General features: G+C 62.2%; 20 protein-coding genes. 17 read left to right on the top strand and 3 right to left on the bottom strand.

Translation table 11 applies throughout. The features are described from left to right. Nucleotides 1–78: 78 nt before the first annotated feature. From C7I36_RS12650 to C7I36_RS12600, 11 genes are all read left to right on the top strand, one after another. Entirely contained in the window at nucleotides 79–1,698 is a 1,620-nt protein-coding gene (locus tag C7I36_RS12650; RefSeq protein WP_106454062.1) for an NAD+ synthase, read from the top strand. 10 nt (nucleotides 1,699–1,708) lie between these two features. Further along, a complete protein-coding gene (gene glnB, locus C7I36_RS12645) occupies nucleotides 1,709–2,047 on the top strand; it encodes a nitrogen regulatory protein P-II (RefSeq protein ID WP_094039138.1) in 339 nt (112 codons plus the stop codon). A gap of 137 nt (nucleotides 2,048–2,184) precedes the next feature. Further along, nucleotides 2,185–2,694 carry an S-ribosylhomocysteine lyase gene (luxS, locus tag C7I36_RS12640; RefSeq protein ID WP_106454061.1) on the top strand — a complete coding sequence of 170 codons (510 nt, stop codon included), beginning with the start codon at nucleotides 2,185–2,187 and terminating at the stop codon, nucleotides 2,692–2,694. A gap of 128 nt (nucleotides 2,695–2,822) precedes the next feature. Next, complete coding sequence (gene rnr, locus C7I36_RS12635; RefSeq protein ID WP_106454060.1) at nucleotides 2,823–5,144, top strand: ribonuclease R; 2,322 nt, start codon at nucleotides 2,823–2,825, stop codon at nucleotides 5,142–5,144. A gap of 79 nt (nucleotides 5,145–5,223) precedes the next feature. Continuing rightward, nucleotides 5,224–5,961, top strand: coding sequence for a 23S rRNA (guanosine(2251)-2'-O)-methyltransferase RlmB (gene rlmB / locus C7I36_RS12630; RefSeq protein WP_106454059.1), 738 nt, complete (start codon nucleotides 5,224–5,226; stop codon nucleotides 5,959–5,961). 13 nt (nucleotides 5,962–5,974) lie between these two features. Next, nucleotides 5,975–6,433: a GNAT family N-acetyltransferase gene (locus C7I36_RS12625; RefSeq protein ID WP_106454058.1), complete on the top strand. Its 459-nt coding sequence runs from the start codon at nucleotides 5,975–5,977 to the stop codon at nucleotides 6,431–6,433. Continuing rightward, the gene (locus tag C7I36_RS12620) at nucleotides 6,421–7,284 is read left to right on the top strand and encodes a DMT family transporter (protein WP_106454057.1); all 864 of its coding nucleotides are present in this window, start codon (nucleotides 6,421–6,423) and stop codon (nucleotides 7,282–7,284) included. Before C7I36_RS12625 ends, C7I36_RS12620 begins: the two co-directional genes overlap by 13 nt. A 289-nt stretch (nucleotides 7,285–7,573) precedes the next feature. Next, on the top strand, nucleotides 7,574–7,945 hold the full coding sequence (gene rpsF / locus C7I36_RS12615) for a 30S ribosomal protein S6 (protein ID WP_106454056.1): 372 nt from the start codon (nucleotides 7,574–7,576) through the stop codon (nucleotides 7,943–7,945). A 27-nt stretch (nucleotides 7,946–7,972) separates the two neighbouring features. Then, the gene (gene rpsR, locus C7I36_RS12610; protein WP_014291460.1) at nucleotides 7,973–8,200 is read left to right on the top strand and encodes a 30S ribosomal protein S18; all 228 of its coding nucleotides are present in this window, start codon (nucleotides 7,973–7,975) and stop codon (nucleotides 8,198–8,200) included. A 40-nt stretch (nucleotides 8,201–8,240) separates the two neighbouring features. Continuing rightward, nucleotides 8,241–8,690 carry a 50S ribosomal protein L9 gene (rplI, locus tag C7I36_RS12605; RefSeq protein ID WP_106454055.1) on the top strand — a complete coding sequence of 150 codons (450 nt, stop codon included), beginning with the start codon at nucleotides 8,241–8,243 and terminating at the stop codon, nucleotides 8,688–8,690. Nucleotides 8,691–8,786: 96 nt separating this feature from the next. Further along, a complete protein-coding gene (locus C7I36_RS12600) occupies nucleotides 8,787–9,524 on the top strand; it encodes a ferredoxin--NADP reductase (protein ID WP_106454054.1) in 738 nt (245 codons plus the stop codon). Nucleotides 9,525–9,582: 58 nt separating this feature from the next. Here C7I36_RS12600 and C7I36_RS17450 read toward each other — a convergent pair whose 3' ends face one another. Continuing rightward, nucleotides 9,583–9,750: a hypothetical protein gene (locus tag C7I36_RS17450; protein WP_181256368.1), complete on the bottom strand. Its 168-nt coding sequence runs from the start codon at nucleotides 9,748–9,750 to the stop codon at nucleotides 9,583–9,585. A gap of 159 nt (nucleotides 9,751–9,909) precedes the next feature. On the opposite strand from C7I36_RS17450, the gene C7I36_RS12595 reads away from it, so the two are divergent. Genes C7I36_RS12595 through gshA form a run of 3 tightly spaced genes read left to right on the top strand, consistent with a single transcriptional unit; the run spans nucleotide 9,910 to nucleotide 15,323 of the window. Then, a complete protein-coding gene (locus tag C7I36_RS12595; RefSeq protein ID WP_106454053.1) occupies nucleotides 9,910–10,842 on the top strand; it encodes an NADP-dependent oxidoreductase in 933 nt (310 codons plus the stop codon). A 27-nt stretch (nucleotides 10,843–10,869) separates the two neighbouring features. After that, nucleotides 10,870–13,674 carry a M16 family metallopeptidase gene (locus C7I36_RS12590; RefSeq protein ID WP_106454052.1) on the top strand — a complete coding sequence of 935 codons (2,805 nt, stop codon included), beginning with the start codon at nucleotides 10,870–10,872 and terminating at the stop codon, nucleotides 13,672–13,674. A gap of 56 nt (nucleotides 13,675–13,730) precedes the next feature. Next, nucleotides 13,731–15,323: a glutamate--cysteine ligase gene (gene gshA / locus C7I36_RS12585; RefSeq protein ID WP_106454051.1), complete on the top strand. Its 1,593-nt coding sequence runs from the start codon at nucleotides 13,731–13,733 to the stop codon at nucleotides 15,321–15,323. Between the two features lie 40 nt (nucleotides 15,324–15,363). On the opposite strand, the gene C7I36_RS12580 is transcribed toward gshA, so the two are convergent. Further along, a complete protein-coding gene (locus tag C7I36_RS12580; RefSeq protein WP_106454050.1) occupies nucleotides 15,364–16,110 on the bottom strand; it encodes an outer membrane protein assembly factor BamD in 747 nt (248 codons plus the stop codon). A gap of 102 nt (nucleotides 16,111–16,212) precedes the next feature. Between C7I36_RS12580 and rluD the strand changes: the two genes are divergently transcribed. The 3 genes from rluD to clpB all read left to right on the top strand — a co-directional run bounded on the left by rluD (nucleotide 16,213) and on the right by clpB (nucleotide 20,593). Beyond that, complete coding sequence (gene rluD / locus C7I36_RS12575; RefSeq protein WP_106454049.1) at nucleotides 16,213–17,193, top strand: 23S rRNA pseudouridine(1911/1915/1917) synthase RluD; 981 nt, start codon at nucleotides 16,213–16,215, stop codon at nucleotides 17,191–17,193. Beyond that, complete coding sequence (gene pgeF / locus C7I36_RS12570; RefSeq protein ID WP_106454048.1) at nucleotides 17,184–17,909, top strand: peptidoglycan editing factor PgeF; 726 nt, start codon at nucleotides 17,184–17,186, stop codon at nucleotides 17,907–17,909. The genes rluD and pgeF overlap by 10 nt, the downstream gene beginning before the upstream one ends. Before the next feature lie 110 nt (nucleotides 17,910–18,019). Continuing rightward, on the top strand, nucleotides 18,020–20,593 hold the full coding sequence (gene clpB, locus C7I36_RS12565; protein ID WP_106454047.1) for an ATP-dependent chaperone ClpB: 2,574 nt from the start codon (nucleotides 18,020–18,022) through the stop codon (nucleotides 20,591–20,593). A 59-nt stretch (nucleotides 20,594–20,652) separates the two neighbouring features. Here clpB and C7I36_RS12560 read toward each other — a convergent pair whose 3' ends face one another. Next, nucleotides 20,653–21,852: an NnrS family protein gene (locus tag C7I36_RS12560; RefSeq protein ID WP_106454046.1), complete on the bottom strand. Its 1,200-nt coding sequence runs from the start codon at nucleotides 21,850–21,852 to the stop codon at nucleotides 20,653–20,655. Between the last annotated feature and the right edge of the window lie 259 nt (nucleotides 21,853–22,111).

Below are 22,111 nucleotides of genomic sequence, written 5' to 3'. Positions count from 1 at the left end.
GTATGTAAGCATGGGGCCTGACAAGCCCCTCTTCTTTCTTTACTATGCAGCTATCAGGACTCAACCACACACAGACCCATGTCCCAACACCTCACCCTGGCCCTGGCGCAGCTCAATCTGACCGTGGGCGCCATTGAAGCCAACACCGATGCCATGCTGGCCGCCGCCGGGCGGGCGGCGGATCAGGGCGCCGAACTGGTGCTCTTTCCCGAGCTGGCCATCACCGGCTACCCGCCGGAAGATCTGCTGTTTCGCGACGACCTTTACCTGCGGGTAAATGCTGCCTTGGAAAGGCTGGCCGCCGCCAGCACTCACACCGCCCTGGTGGTGGGGCACCCCTGGCGGCAGGACGGCAAGCTCTACAACGCCGCTTCCTTTTTTTACCAGGGCCAGTTGCTGGGCCGCTACTTCAAGCAACTGCTGCCCAACTACGGTGTCTTCGATGAAAAACGCTACTTCAGCGCCGGCAATGCCTCCTGCGTTATCGACTTCAAGGGCCACCAGCTCGGCCTGCTGATCTGCGAGGACGTGTGGGAGCCCGCGCCCATGGCGGGCGCAAAAGCCGCCGGCGCCGAGCTGGTGCTGAGCCTCAATGCGTCTCCCTACCACAGGGGCAAGGCCTGGATCCGCGAAAGCCTGCTGGCCCGGCGCAGCAAGGAGAACGGCTTGCCCCTGCTGTATCTGAACCTGGTGGGTGGCCAGGATGAGCTGGTGTTTGACGGCCGCTCCAAGGTGTTCAACGCCGCGGGTGAGCTGACCCAAAGCCTGGCCCCCTTCGAGGAGCAGCTGGCGCTGGTGCGCCTGGCCGGCAAGGCGCCGGTGGCGGCCGAGATCCGGCCTGTGCTGGACCCCCTGGCCGAGGTCTACCAGGCGCTGGTGCTGGCCACCCGGGATTATGTCAACAAGAACGGCTTTAACGGCGCCGTGCTCGGCCTGTCCGGCGGTATCGACTCGGCCCTGACCCTGGCTATCGCGGTCGACGCCCTGGGCGCCGAGCGGGTGCAGGCGGTGATGATGCCGTTCCGCTACACCGCCTCCATGAGTGTGGAAGACGCGGAAGAGGAAGCCCGCCATCTGGGCATTGAGTTCAATATCGTGTCCATCGAACCCATGTTCGACGCCTTTATGGGCCAGCTGGCGCCCCTGTTCGAGGGCGCCGAGCGCGACACCACCGAGGAAAACCTGCAGGCCCGGGCCCGGGGCGTGCTGTTGATGGCCATTTCCAACAAGCGCCGCCGCCTGGTGCTGACCACCGGCAACAAGAGCGAGGTGGCGGTCGGCTACTGCACCCTCTACGGCGACATGGTGGGGGGCTTTGCGCCGATCAAGGATGTGCCCAAGACGCTGGTGTTCGAGCTTTCCAAATACCGCAATACCCTGGGCTATGTGATCCCCCAGCGGGTTATCGACCGGCCGCCATCCGCCGAGCTGGCGCCGGATCAGCTCGACCAGGACAGCCTGCCCCCGTATGATGTGCTCGATGCCATCCTCGAAGCCTATGTGGAGCGGGACCAATCCCTGGAACAGCTGCTGGCGGCCGGTTTCAATGAGGCCGATGTACGCCGAGTGATCAAGCTGGTGGATATCAACGAATACAAACGCCGCCAGAGTGCGGTGGGGCCGCGGATTACCCCGCGCAATTTCGGCAAGGACCGGCGCTACCCCATCACCTCCGGGTTTGGCAAAATAAATTGGTAAGGAGCCACCGATGAAGAAGATCGAAGCCATCATCAAACCCTTCAAGCTGGACGATGTGCGCGAAGCCCTGGCCGAGCGCGGCATCACCGGCATGACGGTGTCCGAGGTCAAGGGCTTTGGCCGCCAGAAGGGCCACACCGAACTGTATCGGGGTGCCGAATACATGGTGGATTTTCTGCCCAAGGTCAAGCTGGAGCTGGTGGTGCAGGACGATCTGGTCGAATCCTGTATCGAGGCCATCGAAACCACCGCCCGCACCGGCAAGATTGGCGACGGCAAAATTTTCGTGTTCGATGTGGGCCAGGTGATCCGCATCCGTACCGGCGAACAGAACGAAGAAGCGGTATAACAAGGCCGGGACGGGTGACCGGGCTCGTGACCGGTCAGAGACTGGCCGCGGCAGAGTCCGAATCCCCGTTCTTCGGTTTCCACCGTCCGGCTTTTTTGCCACAATCGCCCGTTGTTTACTGAATCGAGGAATATTCCATGCCACTGCTGGACAGTTTTACCGTCGACCATACCCGTATGGAAGCCCCGGCGGTGCGGGTCGCCAAAACCATGGCTACCCCCCACAACGACACCATTACCGTGTTCGATCTGCGCTTTTGCCTGCCCAACCAGGAAATCCTGTCGGAAAAGGGCATCCATACCCTGGAGCACCTGTTCGCCGGTTTTATGCGCAACCACCTCAATGGCGACGGCGTGGAGATCATCGACATCTCCCCCATGGGCTGCCGTACCGGCTTTTACATGAGCCTGGTCGGTGCGCCGGATGAACAGCGGGTAGCCGATGCCTGGAAGGCGGCGATGGCGGATGTGCTAGAGGTCAAAGACCAGTCCCGCATCCCCGAACTGAACGAATACCAGTGCGGCACCTATGTGATGCACTCCCTGGAGGAGGCCCAGGCCATTGCCCGCAACATTCTCGAGCGCGGTATCGGCATCAACAGCAACGACACGCTTGCCCTGCCGGACGAGATGCTGAAGAACCTCTGATCCTCCGGCTTCCCCAAGTGGCGTCGCGCCCGTTCCGGCAAGCACTGGCCTGAACGGGCGTCCTGTCACTCTTTATTCTTTCTCTACTGATATACTTCTCTTATTGCAGTGCTCAAATGGACCACTTTATGTCACAAAATCAAGATCCTTTCCTGCAGCGGGAAGCCGAAAAATACGAAAACCCCATTCCCAGCCGGGAATTCATTCTGGAACACATCAAGGCCCGGCAAACGCCGGTCAGCCGGGATGAGCTGTTCGCCGAACTGACCCTGGCCGGCGAAGAGCAGGCCGAAGCCCTGCGCCGCCGGCTGCGCGCCATGGAGCGGGACGGCCAACTGGTGTTCACCCGCAACCAGTGCTACGCCCTGCCCGACAAGCTCAACCTGATCAAGGGCCATGTTATCGGCCACCGGGAGGGCTTCGGCTTCGTGCGCCCCGACGATGGCGGCGACGACCTCTTCCTGGCCCAGCGGGAAATGGATGCCCTGATGCACGGCGACTATGTGCTGGTGCAACCCCTGCGTATCGATGCCCGGGGCCGGCGCGAGGCCCGCCTGGTGCGCCTGCTCCAGTCCCGTGACCTGAGCGTGGTGGGACGCTACTTTGTCGAGCAGGGCGTCAGCTATGTGGTGCCGGACGACAGCCGCATCGCCCAGGATATCCTCATTCCCCAGGGCGAAACCCTGGGCGCGCGCATGGGCCAGGTGGTGGTGATCACCATTACCCAGCGGCCCACCAAGCGCATGACCGGCATCGGCAAGGTAACCGAGGTGCTGGGCGAGACCATGGATCCGGGCATGGAGATCGAGATTGCCCTGCGTACCCACGGCATTCCCCATGTCTGGCCGCAGGAGGTGAAGCAGGAAGTGGCCAGGCTGTCCGAAGAGGTACCTGAGGAAGCCAAAAAAGGCCGCAAGGATCTGCGCGACCTGCCCCTGGTCACCATCGACGGGGAAGATGCCCGCGACTTCGACGATGCCGTCTACTGTCAGCCCAAACGCTCCGGCGGCTGGCGGCTGTGGGTGGCTATCGCCGACGTGTCCTACTATGTGCGTCCGGGCACGGCTCTCGACAACGAAGCCTACCAGCGTGGCAACTCGGTGTACTTCCCCGAGCAGGTGATTCCCATGCTGCCCGAGGTGCTGTCCAACGGCCTCTGTTCGCTCAACCCCCAGGTCGATCGCCTGTGCATGGTGGCGGAAATGACGGTCTCCTCCACCGGCAAGCTGTCCGGCTTCAAGTTTTACGAAGCGGTAATGAACTCCCATGCCCGCCTGACCTACACCAAGGTGGCCGCCATCCTGGAAGGGGACGAAGGTCTGCGCGAGCGCTATGCGCCCCTGGTGCCCCACCTGGAAGAACTGAACCGGCTCTACCAGGCGATGAAGCATGCCCGCCACCAGCGCGGGGCGGTCGAGTTCGAGAGCGAAGAAACCCGCTTCGTGTTCAACCCCCAGCGCAAGATCGAGCGTATTGTGCCGCTGGTGCGCAACGACGCCCACAAGATCATCGAAGAGTGCATGATCATGGCCAACGTGGCCGCCGCCCGCTTTATCGAAAAGCAGGAAGCCCACGCCCTGTTCCGGGTGCACGACAAGCCGGGCGAGGAAAAGCTTACCGGTTTTCGCAGTTTCCTCGGCGAGCTGGGGCTTGAGCTCAAGGGTGGGCTGGAACCGCAGCCGGCGGACTATGCTCTGCTGGCCGAGCAAATCAAGGACAGGCCCGACGCCGAGCTTATCCAGACCATGCTGCTGCGCTCCATGAAGCAGGCGGTCTACCAGGCCGACAATATGGGCCACTTCGGCCTGGCGCTGAAGTCCTATGCCCACTTTACCTCGCCCATCCGCCGTTATCCGGATCTGATCCTGCACCGTTCGATCAAGGCCCAGCTGGCCCGGATCCAGGGGGGAGGCGGCAGCCATACCGGCGGTGTGGCCTACCAGTATGACCAGGTCGCGCCCATGGGCGAGCACTGCTCCCTGACCGAGCGCCGGGCCGACGACGCCACCCGTGATGTGGCCGACTGGCTCAAGTGCGAGTACATGCTCGACCATGTGGGCAGCGAGTTCGGCGGCACCATCGCCAACGTTACCGGCTTTGGCTTTTTCGTGCGACTGGACGAGATCCATATCGACGGCCTGGTGCACATTTCCAGCCTGCAAAACGACTATTACCAGTTCGATCCGGCCCGCCAGCAGCTGATTGGCGAGACCTTCCGCCGCCGTTACCGGTTGGGCGACAAGATCCGGGTCAAGGTGATGGCGGTTAACCTGGACGATCGCAAGATCGATTTCGAAACGGTGGAAGAGGCCCTGCCTGCCGGCGCCAAATCCGGCAAGGGCGCGAAAAACCTCAAGTCGCGCCAGCGGGCCAAGCCCAAGAGCGGCGGCAAGGCGGAGGCCAAGCCGGCCGACAAGGGCGGCAAACCCAAGAGCAGAAAGCGCCGCTGACCACGTCAGGGAGTGGGGACCGGGGACGGGGGATTAACCCCGGTCCGGTCTTCAATCCCCCCATCCCCGAGATAACACAATGAGTAGTGAACTGATTTTCGGCATCCACGCCCTGGATGCCGTCCTCGAATCCCATCCTGAGCATATCCTCGAAGTCTGGCTGCTGAAAGGCCGGGACGATGCCCGCCTGCAGGGGCTGCAAGGCCGGTTGCAGGCGGCGGGGGTCAAGGTCCAGTTTGCCGGCCGCCAGACTCTGGACGGCAAGGCGGACGGCCATCAACACCAGGGGGTGGTGGCCCGGGTCAAGGCTCAGCCAGCCCTGAACGAGGCGGATCTTGACGCCCTGCTGGGCAGCCTGACCGCGCCCTTGCTGCTGGTGCTGGACGGCGTCACCGATCCCCACAACCTGGGCGCCTGCCTGCGCACCGCCGATGCCGCCGGGGTGCACGGCGTCATCGTGCCCAGGGACAAGTCCGCCGGCCTGACACCGGTGGCGCGCAAGGTGGCCTGCGGCGCCGCCGAGGTGGTGCCGCTGTTCCAGGTGACCAATCTGTCCCGTACCCTGCGCAGCCTGCAGGACAAGGGTGTCTGGGTGGTGGGCACCGCCGGCGAGGCGGATCACAGCCTGTACCAGGCCAAACTGACCGGACCGCTGGCGCTGGTGATGGGCGCCGAGGGCAAGGGCATGCGCCGGCTGACCCGGGAGCACTGCGACGAGCTGGTGAGTATCCCCATGGCCGGGTCGGTGTCCAGCCTGAACGTATCGGTGGCCACCGGCATTTGTCTGTTCGAAATGGTGCGCCAGCGTGGCCAATAGACCGGGGTAGGCAATGGAGTGGCAACTGAGCCGTTTTGATGAACTGGGGGCCGCCCGGCTTTACCGGATGCTGGCACTGCGTTCGGCCGTGTTTGTGGTGGAGCAGGATTGCGCCTACCAGGATCTGGATGGCCTTGATCTGCATCCGCAGGTTCGCCATCTCAACCTGTGGCAGGGAGAGCAGTTGCTGGCCGGTGCCCGCCTGCTGGGTCCCGGAGTGCTGGCCCCCGACCAGGTATGGATTGGGCGGGTGATGGTGGCGCCTGCACAGCGCGGCCGTGGCCTGGCCCGGTCCCTGATGCGTCGTGCCATGGCCGAGGCCGGGCGGCTTTGGCCCGGCCAGCCGCTGTGGCTGGGTGCCCAGGTTTATGTGCTGGACTTTTATGCTTCCCTGGGCTTTGTACCAGTGGGGGAGGAGTACCTGGAAGACGGTATTCCCCATCGCCGGATGATGTTTGCATGCAGCGCATAAGGGCGCGCATGGCCGCCGATGGCCAGTTGCTGGCGATATTGCTGCTGGTGCTCGGCAACCTGATGATTTCCTTTGGCGATGTCCTGGTCAAACTGCTTGGCCAGACCGGCACCAACCCCTACCAGTATGTGTTCTTGCGTTTTCTGCTGACCTCCTTGCTGCTGCTGCCGTTCTGGTGGCGCTTGCCCCCGGCCCGCCGTGGGCTGGGGCAGTGGAAAATCCATCTGCTGCGCGGCCATCTGTTGTTGATGGGCTCGGCCTGCGTGTTTGTCAGCCTGATTTACCTGCCCCTGGCTACCGCCAACGCCGTGTTCTATGCCGCGCCCCTGATGACCCTGCCCCTCGCCGTCCTGCTCAGCCGTGAGCAGGTAAGGCCCGCCGCCTATGGGATCAGTTTGCTCGGTTTCGGCGGCATCCTGGTGGTGCTCAATCCGGCCGAATGGCACTGGGCCGGCTGGCTGGCCCTGCTGACCGCCTTTTCCATGGCCGCCAGCAATGTGCTGGTGCGCCGCCTGCCCCAGGGACGCTCTGTGCTGGCCACCCTGTTCCTGACCCAGGCACTGGCATTGCCCGCAAGCCTCGCCCTGGCCCTGCCCGGCTGGCAGCCGGTGGCGGCGGAAGTCTGGTTGCTGCTGGTGGGCAGCGCCCTGCTGGGCATTGTTTATCAGGGCATCTGCATCATGGCCTACGCCATGGCCGATGCCAGCAAGATTGCCGCCAGTGAATACTCGGGGCTGGTTTTCGTTACCCTTATGGGCATGGTGCTGTTCAGCGAGTTTCCCGGTTGGAATGTATATCTCGGGGCGCTGGTGGTGATCGCGGCCATTGGACTGCAGCGGCGGTTACGCTGACCATATCGGGGAATAGGGAATAGGGAATAGGGAATATGGATTAGTAAAACACGCCCAGTCCCCAGTCCCCAGTCCCCAGTCCCCAGTCCCCAGTCCCCAGTCCCCAGTCCCCAGTCCCCAGTCCCCAGTCCCCAGTCCCCAGTCCCCAGTCCCCGTATTTAATACCTTGCCGCCCGGCTGGTTATCCCTTAAACTACGCCGCCTTGAAATCAGTCATCAATAACACGTTCCTTGCCTCCGCTGGTGTGACTGAGCCCGCGCCGAGGCTATAACCCGTAAGGAGCAATCCATGCGTCATTACGAAATCGTATTTATGGTTCACCCTGACCAGAGTGAACAGGTTCCCGGCATGATCGAGCGCTACACCGGCGCCATCACCACTTCCGGTGGTCAAATTCACCGTCTGGAAGACTGGGGCCGTCGTCAGCTGGCTTACCCGATCAACAAGCTGCACAAGGCTCACTACGTTCTGATGAACGTTGAAGCCGACCAGGCTGTGATCGACGAGCTGGAAACCAACTTCCGCTACAACGACGCTGTGCTGCGCAACATGATCATGCGCACCAAGCAGGCTATCACCGAGCCTTCCGAAATGGCCAAGGCCAAGGAAGAGCGCCAGCCGCGCCGCGACGATGCTCGCGCCGAAGCCGCTGCCGAGTAATCCACGTTTTAGTAGAGGAAGAGAATCATGGCACGTTATTTCCGTCGTCGTAAGTTCTGCCGTTTCACCGCTGACGGTGTTACCGAGATCGATTACAAAGACATCGCTACCCTGAAGAACTACATCACCGAGTCCGGTAAAATCGTACCGAGCCGCATCACCGGCACCCGCGCTAAATATCAGCGCCAGCTGGCCCGTGCGATCAAACGCGCTCGTTACCTGGCCCTGCTGCCTTACACCGATCTGCACAAGTAAGCTGCGGCCTAACTCGTACCTGTAAAGAGGAAAGGTAATAATGCAAGTTATCCTGCTTGATAAAATCGCCAAACTGGGCGGTCTGGGCGACCAGGTCACCGTCAAGTCCGGCTATGCCCGTAACTACCTGCTGCCCCAGGGCAAGGCCGTGCTGGCCACCAAGGACAACGTGGCTACATTTGAAGCCCGCCGCGCCGAGCTGGAAGCCAAGCTGGCCGAGCAGCTGGCTGCCGCCCAGGCCCGTGCCGACCAACTGTCTGCCCTGGAAAACGTGGTTATCGCGTCCAAGTCCGGTGACGAAGGCAAGCTGTTCGGCTCCATCGGTGCCCGCGACGTGTCCGAGGCCATCACTGCCGCCGGTGTGGCCGTGGCCAAGAGCGAAGTGCGCCTGTACGACGGCGTTATCCGCAACGTTGGCGAATACGAAGTGGGTGTGCAACTGCACGCCGACGTCAAGGCCACCGTCAAGATCCAGGTGGTTGCCGCCTAAGTCTGGCTGCTGCCTGAAAAAAACCCGCGCTGGCCGCGGGTTTTTTATTGCCCGCAATACGGCTAAAGTGAGGTAAACCCCGACGGAGGCAAACCGATGGCAGAATGGATCACGGGACGGGTCAAGGCCCGCACTAACTGGTCGCGGAACCTGTTTTCGCTGGTGGTGGAGGCCGAAGTAGCGCCGTTCAAGGCCGGCCAGTTTACCAAGCTGGCGTTGGAGGGCGATGACAGAAAGGTGGCGCGCGCCTATTCCTACGTCAACGCGCCGGGACAGGACCCGGAGTTTTACCTGGTCACCATTCCCGAAGGCCAGCTCACACCCCGGCTGGCGGAGTTGTTGCCCGGCGACGAACTGCTGGTGCAGCGCACCGCCGCCGGTTTCCTTACCCTCGACGAGGTGCCACCGGGCCGGGATCTTTGGCTGATCGCCACCGGTACCGGAGTGGGGCCTTTTGTCTCGATACTGGCCGAGGGCGAGTGCTGGCAGCGCTTCGAACGGATTGTGCTGGTGCACGGGGTGCGTTTTGCCGATGAACTCGGTTATCGCCAGCAAATAGAACGGCTTACCGCGGGCCGGGCCGGTTTTTGCTATGTCCCTTTCGTTTCCCGCGAGCCGGCCGAGGGGGCACTGGGCGGACGCATTACCCATGCCATCGCCGACGGCAGCCTGGAAGCCCGGGCCGGCCTGGTGCTGACGCCGGAGCACAGCCGGGTTATGCTGTGCGGCAATCCCCAGATGGTGCGGGATACCATTGCCGAACTCCGGGAGCGGGGGCTGGAAAAACACCTGCGTCGCAAACCCGGCCAGATCCTGATGGAGAATTACTGGTGAACACAAAGCCGGAAGCGTGAGCCGCAAATGACTTTATCTTCCGGCTTCCAGCCTGGCTTCACCGGGTCAAGAACATCATCAGACTCAAGAAGGCAGCAAGGCCCCAACCCAGGCCTATGATCCAGTAAAATACCCGGGCGCCGCGCTTGATGGGAATGTGGTTGTACAGCAGGAACAGATACCAGAACAGGGCGGGGATCAGGGGCAGCAGGAACAGTCGGGTCATGGCAGCATACCTTAATGGCGAACGCGTCGGACGACGCGGGTGAATCCTTCTTCAAACTGTATCAATAGAGCATAGTCGAGCCAATTATCATTCAGGGCCAGTTGAAGCCGTGCTATCTTCCGGTGGATGCCCTTTCGAACCCCCACAAGGAGTGAAGCGATGAAGCAGTTAGTGATCAAGGCCTTTGGTGACGCGGATCAACTGGAGCTGGCCGACGTGCCGGCCGTGGCGCTGGAGCCGGGTCAGGTACGGGTCAGAATGCATTTTGCCGGGGTCAACCCCATCGACGCCAAGACCCGGGCCGGCCTGGGCTGGGGAGCCGAGGCGGTCAAGGACCGGCTGCCCTGGTCGCCCGGGTTTGAGCTGATGGGCTCGGTGGCGGAGGCGGCGCCGGGGGTCACCGCTTTCCAGCCCGGGGATAGGGTTTTCGGCATGGTGGCCGGGGGTGGCTACAGCCAGCAACTGGTGGTGGCGGCCGATAGCCTGTTGCCGGTGCCTGCCGGCGTCAGTGACGAAATGGCGGCAGGCCTGCCCCTGGCGGGGGCCACGGCCTGGCAGGGGCTGACCGATCACGGCGGCCTCAAGGCCGGTGAGCGGGTGCTGATTTCCGCCGCTGCCGGTGGGGTAGGGCACCTGGCGGTGCAACTGGCCAAATCGCTGGGCGCCGTGGTGGTGGCGCTGACTTCCCGTGCCAATCACGACTTCCTGCGCCAGCTCGGTGCCGATGAAATCCTGGATTACCGGGATCCGGCGGCGATGGCGGCACTGGCGCCGGTGGATTTGTTGTTCGATCTGGTCGGCGGAACTTCCGGCGAATCGCTTTTGTCCCATGTGAAACCCGATGGCCGGGTGATCACGGTGCCGACCATTACCGCGCCCCAGGTGATTGCCGCTGCCGAGGCCAGGGGGCTCAGGGCGGCCGGCATGCTGCGCCGCACCGACAATGTCCAGCTCGCCAGCCTGATTGCCATGGTGGCGGATGGACGCCTCAAGGTGGACATTTCCCGGGTGTTCGAACTGGCCGAGGGCCCGGCCGCCCACCGCCAGATTGAAACCGGCCATACCCGCGGCAAGGTGTTGCTGCGGGGCTGAATGATGCTGCAAAAATAAGGAAACCCCATGAAGTACTGGTCCCTGCTGTTGCTGTTGTGTCCCCTGCTGGCCACCGCCGCGCCCGTGCTGGTGCAGGAGGTGGAAGCGCAAGGGGATGAACTGGTGATCCCCTATCGGATGTACCGGCTGGACAACGGCCTGACCCTGATCCTGAATCCGGATCATTCCGATCCCCTGGTGCATGTGGAAGTGACGTATCACGTGGGCTCGGCGAGAGAAGAGCCGGATCAAACCGGCTTTGCCCACTTCTTCGAGCACATGATGTTCCAGGGCTCCAAGCATGTGGGCGATCAGGAGCACTTTCGGCTGATCAATGAAGCCGGCGGCACCATGAACGGCACTACCAACCAGGACAGGACCAACTACTTCCAGACGGTACCCGCCAACCACCTGGAGAAGGTGCTCTGGCTGGAGGCGGATCGCATGGGGTTTTTGCTGGAGGCCGTGAGCCAGCGCAAGTTTGAGATCCAGCGAGATACCGTCAAGAACGAGCGGGCGCAACGGGTCGATAACCAGCCCTATGGCCTGGTGGGCGAGCGCATGGACGAACTGCTCTATCCCCGTGAGCACCCCTACAGCTGGCCGACCATCGGCTATGTGGAGGATCTGGACCGGGTGGACGTGAACGATCTCAAGGCCTTTTTCCTGCGCTGGTACGGCTCCAACAATGCTACCCTGGTGATTTCCGGTGATTTCAACAGTGAGCAGGCCCTGGCCTGGGTTGAGCAGTACTTTGGCTCCATCCCCGCCGGCCCGGCGGTGGCCCGGGCTGAGCCGGCGCCGGCACGGCTGGAGCAGGACCGCCACCAGACCCTGCCCGACGCGCGTATCCGTATGCCGATGCTGTACCTGTCCTATCCGACCGTACACCTCGGCCACGAGGACGAGGCGGCGCTGGATGTGCTGGCCGATGTACTGGGTGGCGGCAAGAGTTCGCTGCTGTACCAGCAACTGGTGGAAACCGGCAAGGCAGTCAGTGCCGGTGCCAGTCATTATTGCGCCGAGCTGGCCTGTACCCTGAGCGTCTGGGCCTATGCCAACCCCTCCCGGGATGGGCGGCTGGCGCCCCTGAAGCAGGACATCGACAGCATTGTCGCCGGTATCGCCGAGCGGGGGATTGCCAGGGACGATGTAGACAAAGCGGTGGCCAGCCTGCGTGCCGACCTGATCCTCGGCCTCGACGGCGCCCAGGGCAAGGCGCGGCAGTTGTCCCTGGGCCAGGTGCTGCGCGGGGATCCTCTCTACGCGATCAATGCCTGGCGTCGCCTGGCGCAAACCACCCCCGAGGCGGTAACCAGAGCCTACCATCATTACCTGCAACAGCGTCCCCGGGCGGTGCTGAGCGTGGTGCCGGCCGACAAGCCCGAATGGCAGGCGGCAGAGCCGGATTACGCCATCGCCGAGCGGCAATTGGCCGAGCACCCGCCACGGGCGGCCTTGCCCCTGCGCGAGGTGGAGGATGACTTCGACCGCGGCCGTATGCCCGAGGCGGCTGCGCCGGTGCACATTGACGTCCCCCCCCTGTGGCGGGAAACCCTGGGTGACAACATCCAGCTGCTGGGTACCGTCAACGATGAAATCCCCGCAGTATCGGTGATCCTGGCCTTGCCCGGCGGCCAGCGCGCCGAGCCCCCCGGCCAGGAGGGCATAGCGGCCCTGACCGCGACCCTGATGAACCAGGGAACGGAGCGGCTGTCCGCCGGCGAATTCAGCGAGGCGCTGGAGCGGCTGGGAGCCAGCGTCAATGTGCGCAGCGGTTTTTATACCAATTTAATCGAGGTGACCAGCCTGACCGAAACCCTGCCCCAGACCCTGGCGCTGGTTGAAGAATTGTTGTTCCGCCCCGGTTTGCGCGAGCAGGATTTTGAGCAGGCCAGGGCCCGTTTGCTCGAATCCATGGCCCAAAGCCGCAAACAGCCTTCCTGGCTGGCCCAGCATGGTTTTCGTCAACTGATGTATGGCGACACCCGCATGGGGCTGCCCGACGACGGCCGGCCCGCTATTGTCGCGGAACTCAGTCTGGAGCAGGTGCGCGATTATTACCGGCGTTATTACCACCCGGAAAACGGCCATGTGATTATTGCCGGCGATCTGCAACCCCAAGCGGCACGGCAGGCCTTTGCCTTTTTGACCGAATGGCAGGGCAGCGCGCCCGAACTGCCGGAGGTGGCGGTGCAGGCGCAACCGGCACAACCCGGTATTTACCTGGTCGATCTGCCCGGCGCGGTGCAGTCGGTGCTGCGGGTAGGGCGCCGGGCGCTGCCGCTGGATGCCACCGGCCCCTTTTTCCATGCCAACCTGATGAACTTCAACCTGGGCGGCAACTTCAACAGCCGGATCAACCAAAACCTGAGGGAGGACAAGGGCTTTACCTATGGCGCCTATTCCTATTTCACCGGTAACCGGGAGGCGGGGGTGTTTGTGGTGTCCACCGACGTGCGCGGCGATGCCACCGCCGATGCCGTGCGGGCCATAATCGACGACATGGCGACCTTTGCCGACGAGGGGCCGGACGACGCCGAACTGGCCTATCTGCGCAGCAGCTATTCCCAGCAGGATGCCCTGTCTTACGAGACCCTCGGCAAGAAAGCCGGGTTTTTACTGCAACTGGCCATGATGGAGCTCTCTCCCGACTACCTGGATCGCCAGCAGGAAATCGTGTCCGAGGTTGACGCCGCTACCCTGACCGACGTGGCCCGGCGCTGGCTGGAGCCGGAAAACATGGTGATAGTGGTGGCTGGCGACAAGGCAAAACTTGAAAAATCGCTGGCGCAACTCAATCTTCCGATGCACGATTTAACCATTGAATAATGAGGCCCGGCCTCCCGTGGTGCCGCGCGCGGCACCACGTCACAGAGCGAAACATAATGACCCAAACACCCCTCTCACTGGCGCAACGTATCCAGGCCTTGCAGGCGCCCGACAAGCTTCCCGCCATCAAGGGCATCCGCCGCGGTATTGAGCGCGAAAGTCTGCGCATCACCCCGGACGGCCAGCTGGCGCAAACCCCGCATCCCGGCAGCCTGGGCTCGGCCCTGACCCATGCCCATATCACCACCGATTTTTCCGAATCCCTGATGGAGTTCATCACGCCGGTGTCCGACTCGGTGGAAACCCTGATGGCACAACTGTCCGACATTCATCGTTATGTGGTCCGCCATCTGGGCGAGGAGCAGTTATGGCCGCTCAGCATGCCCTGCCTGCTCAAGGCCGATGCGCCCATCCCCCTGGCCCGTTACGGCAGTTCCAACATCGGCCGGATGAAAACCCTCTACCGCCAGGGCCTGCATCACCGGTACGGCAGCCGGATGCAGGTGATCTCGGGCGTGCATTTCAACGTGTCCATGCCCGACAGTTTCTGGATTGAATGGCATGAACTGGAAGGCAACGGCGGCTGCCTGCAGGATTTTGTCTCCGAGGCCTACCTGGGGCTTATCCGCAACTTTTATCGTTTCGGCTGGCTCATTCCCTATTTGTTTGGCGCCTCGCCGGCGTTGTGCGGCTCCTTCCTGCAGGGACGCGAGCACCGGCTGCCCTTTGAGCAATTGGGCAAGGGCACCCTTTACCTGCCCCACGCCACCTCGCTGCGGCTGTCGGATCTGGGCTATACCAACAGTGCCCAGGCCGGGCTCAATATTTCCCTCAACAGCCTGGATGAATACGTGGCCACGCTGCGCCGGGCCATCGGCACCCATGCCCCTGAATTCGCCCGTATCGGCGTCAAGGTGGACGGCGAATACCGCCAGCTCAACGACAATGTGCTGCAAATCGAAAACGAGCTGTATGCCCCCATTCGTCCCAAGCGCACCACGGAAAGCGGCGAAAAGCCATCCGAAGCCCTGGCCGCCAGAGGGGTGGAGTACATTGAGGTCCGCTCGGTGGACGTCAATCCCTTCTCGGCGGTGGGCATTGAGCCTGGCCAGATCCGTTTTCTCGATACCTTTGTGCTCTGGTGCCTGCTGACCCCTTCCGCTCCCCTGCACGAAGAGGAAATAGCCCTGAACCGCCGCAACTTTACCAAGGTGGTGTTGGAAGGACGCAAGCCCGGCCTGGAGCTGGAAGTGTTCGGCGGCGACACCTTGCCGCTGGCCGCGCTGGGCGAACGGTACTTTGCCGAACTGGCCGAGGTGGCCGGGCTGCTCGATGCCTGTTGTGGCCGCGGCTGCTACGGCAAGGCCCACCAGCAACAGCTTGAGGCCATCCGCGATCCTTCCCTCACCCTGTCCGCCCGGGTACTGAAAGAACTGATGGCAAGCAACGAGGACATCCTGCCTTACGGCCTGGCGTTGTCCCGCCGCTACCAGTTGCTGTTACAGCAATCCCGTCCCCGCTTTTGGGAGGACGGCTACTTCGACGAGGAAGGCGCGCGCTCCCTGGCCCGCCAGCGCAAAATAGAACGCGCCGATACCCTGAGCTTCGACGAATTTCTGCAGGGTTACTTCAGTCATCAGCAGCTGTAAAAAAAGCCCCGTATGGGGCTTTGTCGTTGTTGCTGAGGGCTTAACCGGCTGGGAAGTTGGCTTTCAGGACCGCCCGGGCGTTGCTGGCCATGTCGTCCAGGCCCAGAGTGTCGTAGGCCTGGGCCATAATTTCCAGGGCCGGTTTCATCATGTCGGTATCGGGGTAGGACTGCACCACGAACTTGGCGCGGTTGGCGGCCGCCAGCCAGGCCCCCCGCTTCATATAGTACTGGGCTACCGCCAGATCGTGCCTGGCCAGGCGGTTTTTCAGGCTGATCATCCGGGCTTTGGCGTCGGCGGCGTACACGCTGTCGGGGTACTGGCGCAGCAACTGGCGGAAGTCGGCAAAAGCCTGGCGGGCATAGGCGGGATCCCGGTCGGCCCGGTCGATATTGAGCAGTTCCTGAAAGAAGTTGTGATCCGCCGACATATTGGTCAGGCCACGCATGTACTGGGCGTAGTCGACGCTGGGATGGTTGGGGTTGAGGCGGATGAAGCGGTCGATATTGGCCAGGGCCCGGGTGGTGTCGTCCTGCTTGTAATAGGCATAGATCAGATCGAGCTGGACCTGGTTGGAGTAGGGTCCGAAGGGATAACGGGAATCCATGGCTTCCAGCAATTCGGCGGCGCGAATATAGTTGCCGGCCTGCAAGCGCTCCTGGGCGTCCTGATACAGTACCTCGGGCGGCTCGTCCGGAACGTCGTCTTTCTTGGTGCTGGAGCAGCCGGTGGCGGCCAGCGCCAGGGCGAGGGTCAGGGTGAGCCATACGCTTCGTTGTTTAGCCATTGATTAGTCCATTCTTTTTGCAAAATTCGGAAACTGATTAAGCTCAGCGTCAAGAACCGCTAGAATACCCAATTAAATATCATTTGGTAACCAGTGGTCTCTATGAGCCAGCAAATCGAACTGAACGGCGTGGTCGCCGATCACCAATACGGTCAACGCTTGGATCAGGCGTTGGCGGAAATGTTCCCCGATTACTCCCGTTCCCGCATAAAAACCTGGATCCAGCAGGAGCAGGTGAAGCTGGATGGCGAAGTCGTGAGCAAGCCGCGGGAAAAGGTGCTGCCGGGGCAGCAGGTGCTGGTGAGCGCCGAGCTGGAAGACGAGGTGAGGTTCGAACCCGAGGCCATCGATCTCAATATCGTTTATGAAGATGATGATATTCTGGTGATCAACAAACCTGCCGGCCTGGTGGTACACCCGGGTGCCGGCACTCCCGATGGCACCCTGCTCAATGCCCTGCTGCATCACTGCCCATGCATTGCCGAAGTGCCCCGGGCCGGTATTGTGCACCGGCTGGACAAGGATACCACCGGCCTGATGGTGGTGGCAAAAACGGTGCCGGCCCAGACCCACCTGGTGTCGGCCCTGCAGGCGCGCCACATCACCCGGGAATACGAGGCGGTAGCCATCGGCCACATGACCGCCGGTGGCACCGTGGATGCCAATATCGGCCGCCATCCTACCCAGCGTATCCAGATGGCGGTGACGCCGACCGGCAAGCCGGCAGTGACCCACTACCGGGTGATGGAAAAATTCCGCGCCCATACCCGGCTGCGGTTGCGGCTCGAAACCGGCCGTACCCACCAGATCCGGGTGCATATGGCCTATCTCAAGCACCCGCTGGTCGGTGATCCTGTCTACGGTGGCCGGCTCAAGCCGCCGCGCGGGGCCGATCCCGAACTGCTGGAATTCCTGCGCGGCTTCAAGCGCCAGGCGCTACATGCGGTGATGCTGCGTCTGGAGCACCCGATCAGTGGTGAGCTGATGGAGTGGCACGCACCCATTCCCGATGACATGGTGGCCCTGATGGAGGTATTGCGCGCCGATACCCAGGCCCATCCGGACGATCTGGTATGGATGTAATCCTGCCCGACTGGCCGGCGCCTGCCCGAGTGTGCGCGGCCCAGAGCACCCGTATTGGCGGCGTCAGCCATGCGCCTTTCCATACCCTCAACCTGGGCCGCCATGTGGGTGATGAAGTGCGCAGTGTCGCAGCCAACCGGGAACGGCTGGGAGCCTTTCTTAATTTGCCTGCCGAGCCGGTCTGGCTGGAGCAGGTGCATGGCATTCGGGTGCTGACCTTACCGGTGGAAAGTGACAACTTCACCGCCGATGCCGTGGTGACCCGCACGCCGGGACAGGTGTGTGCCGTGATGACCGCCGACTGCCTGCCGGTATTGTTTTGCGATGAGGCCGGTACCGTGGTGGGGGCGGCCCACGCCGGCTGGCGCGGGTTGGCGGCTGGCGTACTGGAAGCCACCCTGCAGGAAATGCAGGTGGCTCCCGACACCGTGTTGGCCTGGCTGGGGCCGGCTATCGGGCCCCGTGCCTTCGAAGTGGGCACTGAGGTGCGGGAGCAGTTTGTGCGCCAGATGCCGCTGGCGGCAGATGCCTTTGTTCCCCACGGCGACAAGTGGCTGGCGGATCTCTATCACCTGGCCCGGTTGCGGCTGGCGGCGGCCGGCGTACAACACATCTATGGGGGGGAATATTGCACCCATGGCGAGCCGGAGCGCTTTTTCTCCTATCGTCGCGACGGGCGTACCGGGCGCATGGCCAGCCTGATCTGGCTGGATTAGTAAAAACTTATCTTGTGGCCGGTTGAAATTCGGCCACAACCCCCCATCTTTAGTATCAGTAATCGAGCCTGTGTGCCCGCCTTGCGGCGGGGTTTTCGAGGAGAGCACTGATGCGTCTTGATCGTCTGACCAGTAAATTCCAACTTGCCCTGCAAGACGCCCAGTCCATGGCGCTGGGGCGGGATCATGCCTATATCGAGCCGGCCCACCTGCTGGTGGCCATGCTCAACCAGGAAGGGGGTACCCTGCGCCCCTTGCTGACCTCCGCCGGCGTGGACAGCAACACCTTGCGGGTAGAACTGGATAAATCCCTCGACCGCCTGCCCAGGGTCAGCGGCGGCGACATGGACGTGCAGGTGTCGCCGGTGCTGGGCCGCCTGCTCAATCAGTGCGACAAGCTGGCTCAGCAGCGTAAGGATGCCTACATCTCTTCCGAGCTGTTTCTGCTGGCGGCGCTTGATGACAAGGGCGAACTGGGCGAGCTGCTCAAGCGGGTAGGGCTCTCCAAGGACAGGCTGACCCAGGCTATCGATCAGGTGCGTGGTGGCCAGAAGGTGGACGATCCCAATGCCGAAGAAAACCGCCAGGCCCTGGAAAAATACACCATCGATCTCACCGAGCGGGCCGAGCAGGGCAAGCTTGATCCGGTCATTGGCCGGGACGATGAAATTCGCCGCACCATTCAGGTGCTGCAGCGACGCACCAAGAACAACCCTGTGCTGATCGGCGAGCCCGGCGTGGGTAAAACCGCCATTGCCGAGGGGCTGGCACAGCGCATTATCAACGGCGAAGTGCCGGAAGGCCTGAAGAACAAGCGAGTGCTGTCCCTGGACATGGGCGCCCTGGTGGCCGGTGCCAAGTATCGCGGCGAATTCGAGGAGCGGCTTAAGGCGCTGCTCAACGAGCTGGCCAAGGAAGAGGGCCGGGTGATCCTCTTTATCGACGAGTTGCACACCATGGTGGGTGCCGGCAAGGGTGAGGGCGCCATGGATGCGGGCAACATGCTCAAGCCGGCGCTGGCTCGGGGCGAGCTGCACTGCGTGGGTGCCACCACCCTGGATGAATATCGCCAGTACGTGGAAAAGGACGCGGCCCTGGAGCGGCGCTTTCAGAAGGTGCTGGTCAACCAGCCGACGGTAGAGGACACCATTGCCATTCTGCGCGGGCTGAAAGAGCGCTACGAGCTGCACCACCATGTGCAGATCACGGATCCGGCTATTGTGGCGGCGGCGACCCTGTCGCACCGTTACATTGCCGACCGTCAGCTGCCCGACAAGGCCATCGACCTGATTGACGAGGCGGCCTCCAGCATTCGCCTGCAGATCGACTCCAAGCCCGAGCCCCTGGATCGGCTGGATCGGCGCATTATTCAGCTCAAGCTGGAAGAGCAGGCGCTGCTCAAGGAAGACGACGAAGGCAGCCGCAAGCGATTGCAACTGATCCGTGACGAGCTGGCCGAGAAGGAAAAGGAATACGCCGAGCTGGAAGAGGTGTGGAAGTCGGAAAAAGCGGCACTCGCCGGCACTCAGCATATCAAGGCCGAGCTGGAGCAGGTGCGGCAGGAACTGGAAGTGGCCCGCCGGGCCAGCGATCTGGCGCGCATGTCCGAACTGCAGTACGGCCGTATTCCGGAGCTGGAAAAACAGCTGGACCTGGCTGCTCAGGCCGAGATGCAGGAGCAGCACCTGCTGAAAAACCGGGTCACCGACGAGGAGATCGCCGATGTGCTGTCCCGCTGGACCGGCATTCCGGTGGCCAAGATGCTGGAAGGGGAAAAGGAAAAGCTGTTGCGCATGGAAGACAGCCTGCACGAGCAGGTGATTGGCCAGAACGAGGCGGTGGACGCGGTGGCCAACGCCATTCGCCGCAGCCGGGCCGGGCTGTCGGATCCCAACCGGCCGGTGGGCTCCTTCCTGTTTATGGGACCAACCGGAGTGGGCAAGACCGAGCTGTGCAAGGCACTGGCTGATTTTCTGTTCGACAGCCGCGACGCCATGGTGCGCATCGACATGTCGGAATTTATGGAGAAGCACTCGGTGTCCCGGCTGGTGGGCGCGCCTCCCGGCTACGTGGGTTACGAAGAGGGCGGCTACCTCACCGAGGCGGTGCGGCGCAAGCCCTACTCGGTGATCCTGCTTGATGAGGTAGAAAAGGCCCATCCGGACGTGTTCAACATTCTGTTGCAGGTGCTGGACGACGGTCGCCTGACCGACGGTCAGGGCCGCACCGTGGACTTTCGCAACACCGTGGTGATCATGACCTCCAACATCGGTTCGGATCTGATCCAGGAGCACAGTGCTTCCAAGGATTACGATCAGATGAAGGCCATGCTGATGGAAGTGCTGGGGCATCAGTTCCGGCCCGAGTTCATTAACCGGATTGATGAAATCGTGGTGTTCCATCCCCTGGGCGAGGATCACATCAAGTCGATCGCCCGCATCCAGATGCAGGGGCTGGTGAACCGGCTCGAGGCCATGGGGTATGAGGTTACCATCACAGACCGGCTGCTGGAGAAGCTGGCACACGCCGGTTTCGATCCCCTGTTCGGTGCCCGGCCGCTCAAGCGGGCGGTACAGCACAAGGTGGAGGATCCACTGGCGCAGGCGATTCTTTCCGGCCGTGTGGTGCCCGGTAAACCGCTGCAGTTGGATGCGGACAGCAACGGCCTGGTGCTAAGCCAGTAGCCGGATCAGCAGAAGGGGGAGGCCATGCCTCCCCCTTCTTTACTTATTTCCGCAAAATGTCAGCCTGGCCGCCCGTCAACCCGGGGGCGGGTCAGTACCGGCCAGTACACCCAGCAGAAGATGCCGAAGGCGCCAATCCAGGCCAGGGCGCTGCCATGATAGGCCGGGGTGGTGACTCCCGGTGCCAGCAAGGGCAACAGGCTGCGCAGCAGAGTAGCGAGGATTGCCAGTGCAAAAGCGACCACCATGGTGCGGCCTATTTCCAGCGGGCGTCCCGAATGACCGAGTGAAACCCGGGCAATCATGCCGATGATAACGGCCCCCAGGGCTCCTGCGGTCAGCCAGTGACTAGCCAGGGAAACGCTGATGCCCAGGTTGAGCAGGGCAGCCGCCAGGGCAAGTAGGCCAATCGGAATAAACAGATACCCCAGGTGCAGTATCCATAACAGGGGAATGTTCAGCGTCAGCTTGCTATTCCAGCGTGCCAGGCGAGCCAGATTACTCAGCGCTGCGACCAGCAGCAGCAACGCCAGCAGGCCGTTGAACAGGGGAGCTCTGGGCAGCAGCAGCCAGCCTAGGGTCGCCAGCCAAAAGCTGCCCAGGCTCAGTTTTTCGAGCAGCACTATCGGCTGGGGTTTTTCCGTACCAGTGGCGCGGGACGTGAAAAACGGAATGACCCTGCCGCCCATCACAGCAATCAATGCCGACAGGGCCAGAACAGCGGCAATAAATGTCCGTTCGGCCAGCAACCAGTTGCCACTGAAAGCGGCATAGTAACTCAGGGCATTGAGTAGGGTCATAAAACCAAGCAGGGGAACAAAGAACAGGTTGCGCCATTGTTTGATCTGAATAATAGGGCGTGCGAGCAGGCCGGCCACCAGTGGCAGCCAGAGTAAATCCAGCACGACCACCAGGGGATTCAGCTCACCGCGCAAGGGCATCAACAACCGTGGCAGTAGCCATAGCAGCGATACCGTGGCCAGGGGCCAGCCGCGCACGCCGGGAATCCCGGTCCAGTTCTGGATGGCGGTCAGCACAAAGCCCGCGACGATTGCCAGGCCGAAGCCGAAGATCATTTCGTGGGCATGCCACCAGATGGGGTTGACGACTCCCGGTAGCACCTTAAAGCCGAGCAGGGTAAGCAGCCACATCAACATGGCTCCGGTGGCGAACAGCGCCCCCCCCAGGAAAAAGGTTCTGAAGCCCAGTCGGAACAGGGGCCATATTTTGCTTTCTTTTTGTGCGTCCAGGATTTGCATGAGGGGATACCTATACTTGCATTTAATATGCTAATTATAGGCAGGCCCCCATGCAAAAAACCGGATCAGGATCAAAACAAGGCAAGAAAGCCGGGCTTGGTCTGTTTTTTGAGCAAACGAATATTTTAGCCCAAAAAGCCCTTGCGCAAATCCGGCGGCTCCCTATAATGCGCCCTCACTGACACGGCACAACACGCCAACGTCAACAAGCAGTAAAAACTTCGGTTTAACTGCTTGACGAATACCAAGGATTGCGTAG

The sequence above is a fragment of the Zobellella taiwanensis genome (genome assembly GCF_003012795.1).
GTDB lineage: Bacteria > Pseudomonadota > Gammaproteobacteria > Enterobacterales > Aeromonadaceae > Oceanimonas > Oceanimonas taiwanensis.
The sequence above is the reverse complement of the archived record's forward strand: the minus strand, read 5'-3'. Positions and strand labels throughout refer to the sequence as shown.

What these genes read in the sequence shown, in the direction of transcription:
- clpB (WP_106454047.1), top strand. Translation starts at nt 18,020, where the DNA reads ATGCGTCTTGATCGTCTGACCAGTAAATTCCAACTTGCCCTGCAAGAC.
- pgeF (WP_106454048.1), top strand. Translation starts at nt 17,184, where the DNA reads ATGGATGTAATCCTGCCCGACTGGCCGGCGCCTGCCCGAGTGTGCGCG.
- rluD (WP_106454049.1), top strand. Translation starts at nt 16,213, where the DNA reads ATGAGCCAGCAAATCGAACTGAACGGCGTGGTCGCCGATCACCAATAC.
- glnB (WP_094039138.1), top strand. Translation starts at nt 1,709, where the DNA reads ATGAAGAAGATCGAAGCCATCATCAAACCCTTCAAGCTGGACGATGTG.
- C7I36_RS12595 (WP_106454053.1), top strand. Translation starts at nt 9,910, where the DNA reads ATGAAGCAGTTAGTGATCAAGGCCTTTGGTGACGCGGATCAACTGGAG.
- C7I36_RS12625 (WP_106454058.1), top strand. Translation starts at nt 5,975, where the DNA reads ATGGAGTGGCAACTGAGCCGTTTTGATGAACTGGGGGCCGCCCGGCTT.
- rlmB (WP_106454059.1), top strand. Translation starts at nt 5,224, where the DNA reads ATGAGTAGTGAACTGATTTTCGGCATCCACGCCCTGGATGCCGTCCTC.
- C7I36_RS12580 (WP_106454050.1), bottom strand. Translation starts at nt 16,110, where the DNA reads ATGGCTAAACAACGAAGCGTATGGCTCACCCTGACCCTCGCCCTGGCG.
- C7I36_RS12600 (WP_106454054.1), top strand. Translation starts at nt 8,787, where the DNA reads ATGGCAGAATGGATCACGGGACGGGTCAAGGCCCGCACTAACTGGTCG.
- rplI (WP_106454055.1), top strand. Translation starts at nt 8,241, where the DNA reads ATGCAAGTTATCCTGCTTGATAAAATCGCCAAACTGGGCGGTCTGGGC.
- gshA (WP_106454051.1), top strand. Translation starts at nt 13,731, where the DNA reads ATGACCCAAACACCCCTCTCACTGGCGCAACGTATCCAGGCCTTGCAG.
- rnr (WP_106454060.1), top strand. Translation starts at nt 2,823, where the DNA reads ATGTCACAAAATCAAGATCCTTTCCTGCAGCGGGAAGCCGAAAAATAC.
- C7I36_RS12560 (WP_106454046.1), bottom strand. Translation starts at nt 21,852, where the DNA reads ATGCAAATCCTGGACGCACAAAAAGAAAGCAAAATATGGCCCCTGTTC.
- C7I36_RS12650 (WP_106454062.1), top strand. Translation starts at nt 79, where the DNA reads ATGTCCCAACACCTCACCCTGGCCCTGGCGCAGCTCAATCTGACCGTG.
- luxS (WP_106454061.1), top strand. Translation starts at nt 2,185, where the DNA reads ATGCCACTGCTGGACAGTTTTACCGTCGACCATACCCGTATGGAAGCC.
- rpsR (WP_014291460.1), top strand. Translation starts at nt 7,973, where the DNA reads ATGGCACGTTATTTCCGTCGTCGTAAGTTCTGCCGTTTCACCGCTGAC.
- C7I36_RS17450 (WP_181256368.1), bottom strand. Translation starts at nt 9,750, where the DNA reads ATGACCCGACTGTTCCTGCTGCCCCTGATCCCCGCCCTGTTCTGGTAT.
- rpsF (WP_106454056.1), top strand. Translation starts at nt 7,574, where the DNA reads ATGCGTCATTACGAAATCGTATTTATGGTTCACCCTGACCAGAGTGAA.
- C7I36_RS12620 (WP_106454057.1), top strand. Translation starts at nt 6,421, where the DNA reads ATGCAGCGCATAAGGGCGCGCATGGCCGCCGATGGCCAGTTGCTGGCG.
- C7I36_RS12590 (WP_106454052.1), top strand. Translation starts at nt 10,870, where the DNA reads ATGAAGTACTGGTCCCTGCTGTTGCTGTTGTGTCCCCTGCTGGCCACC.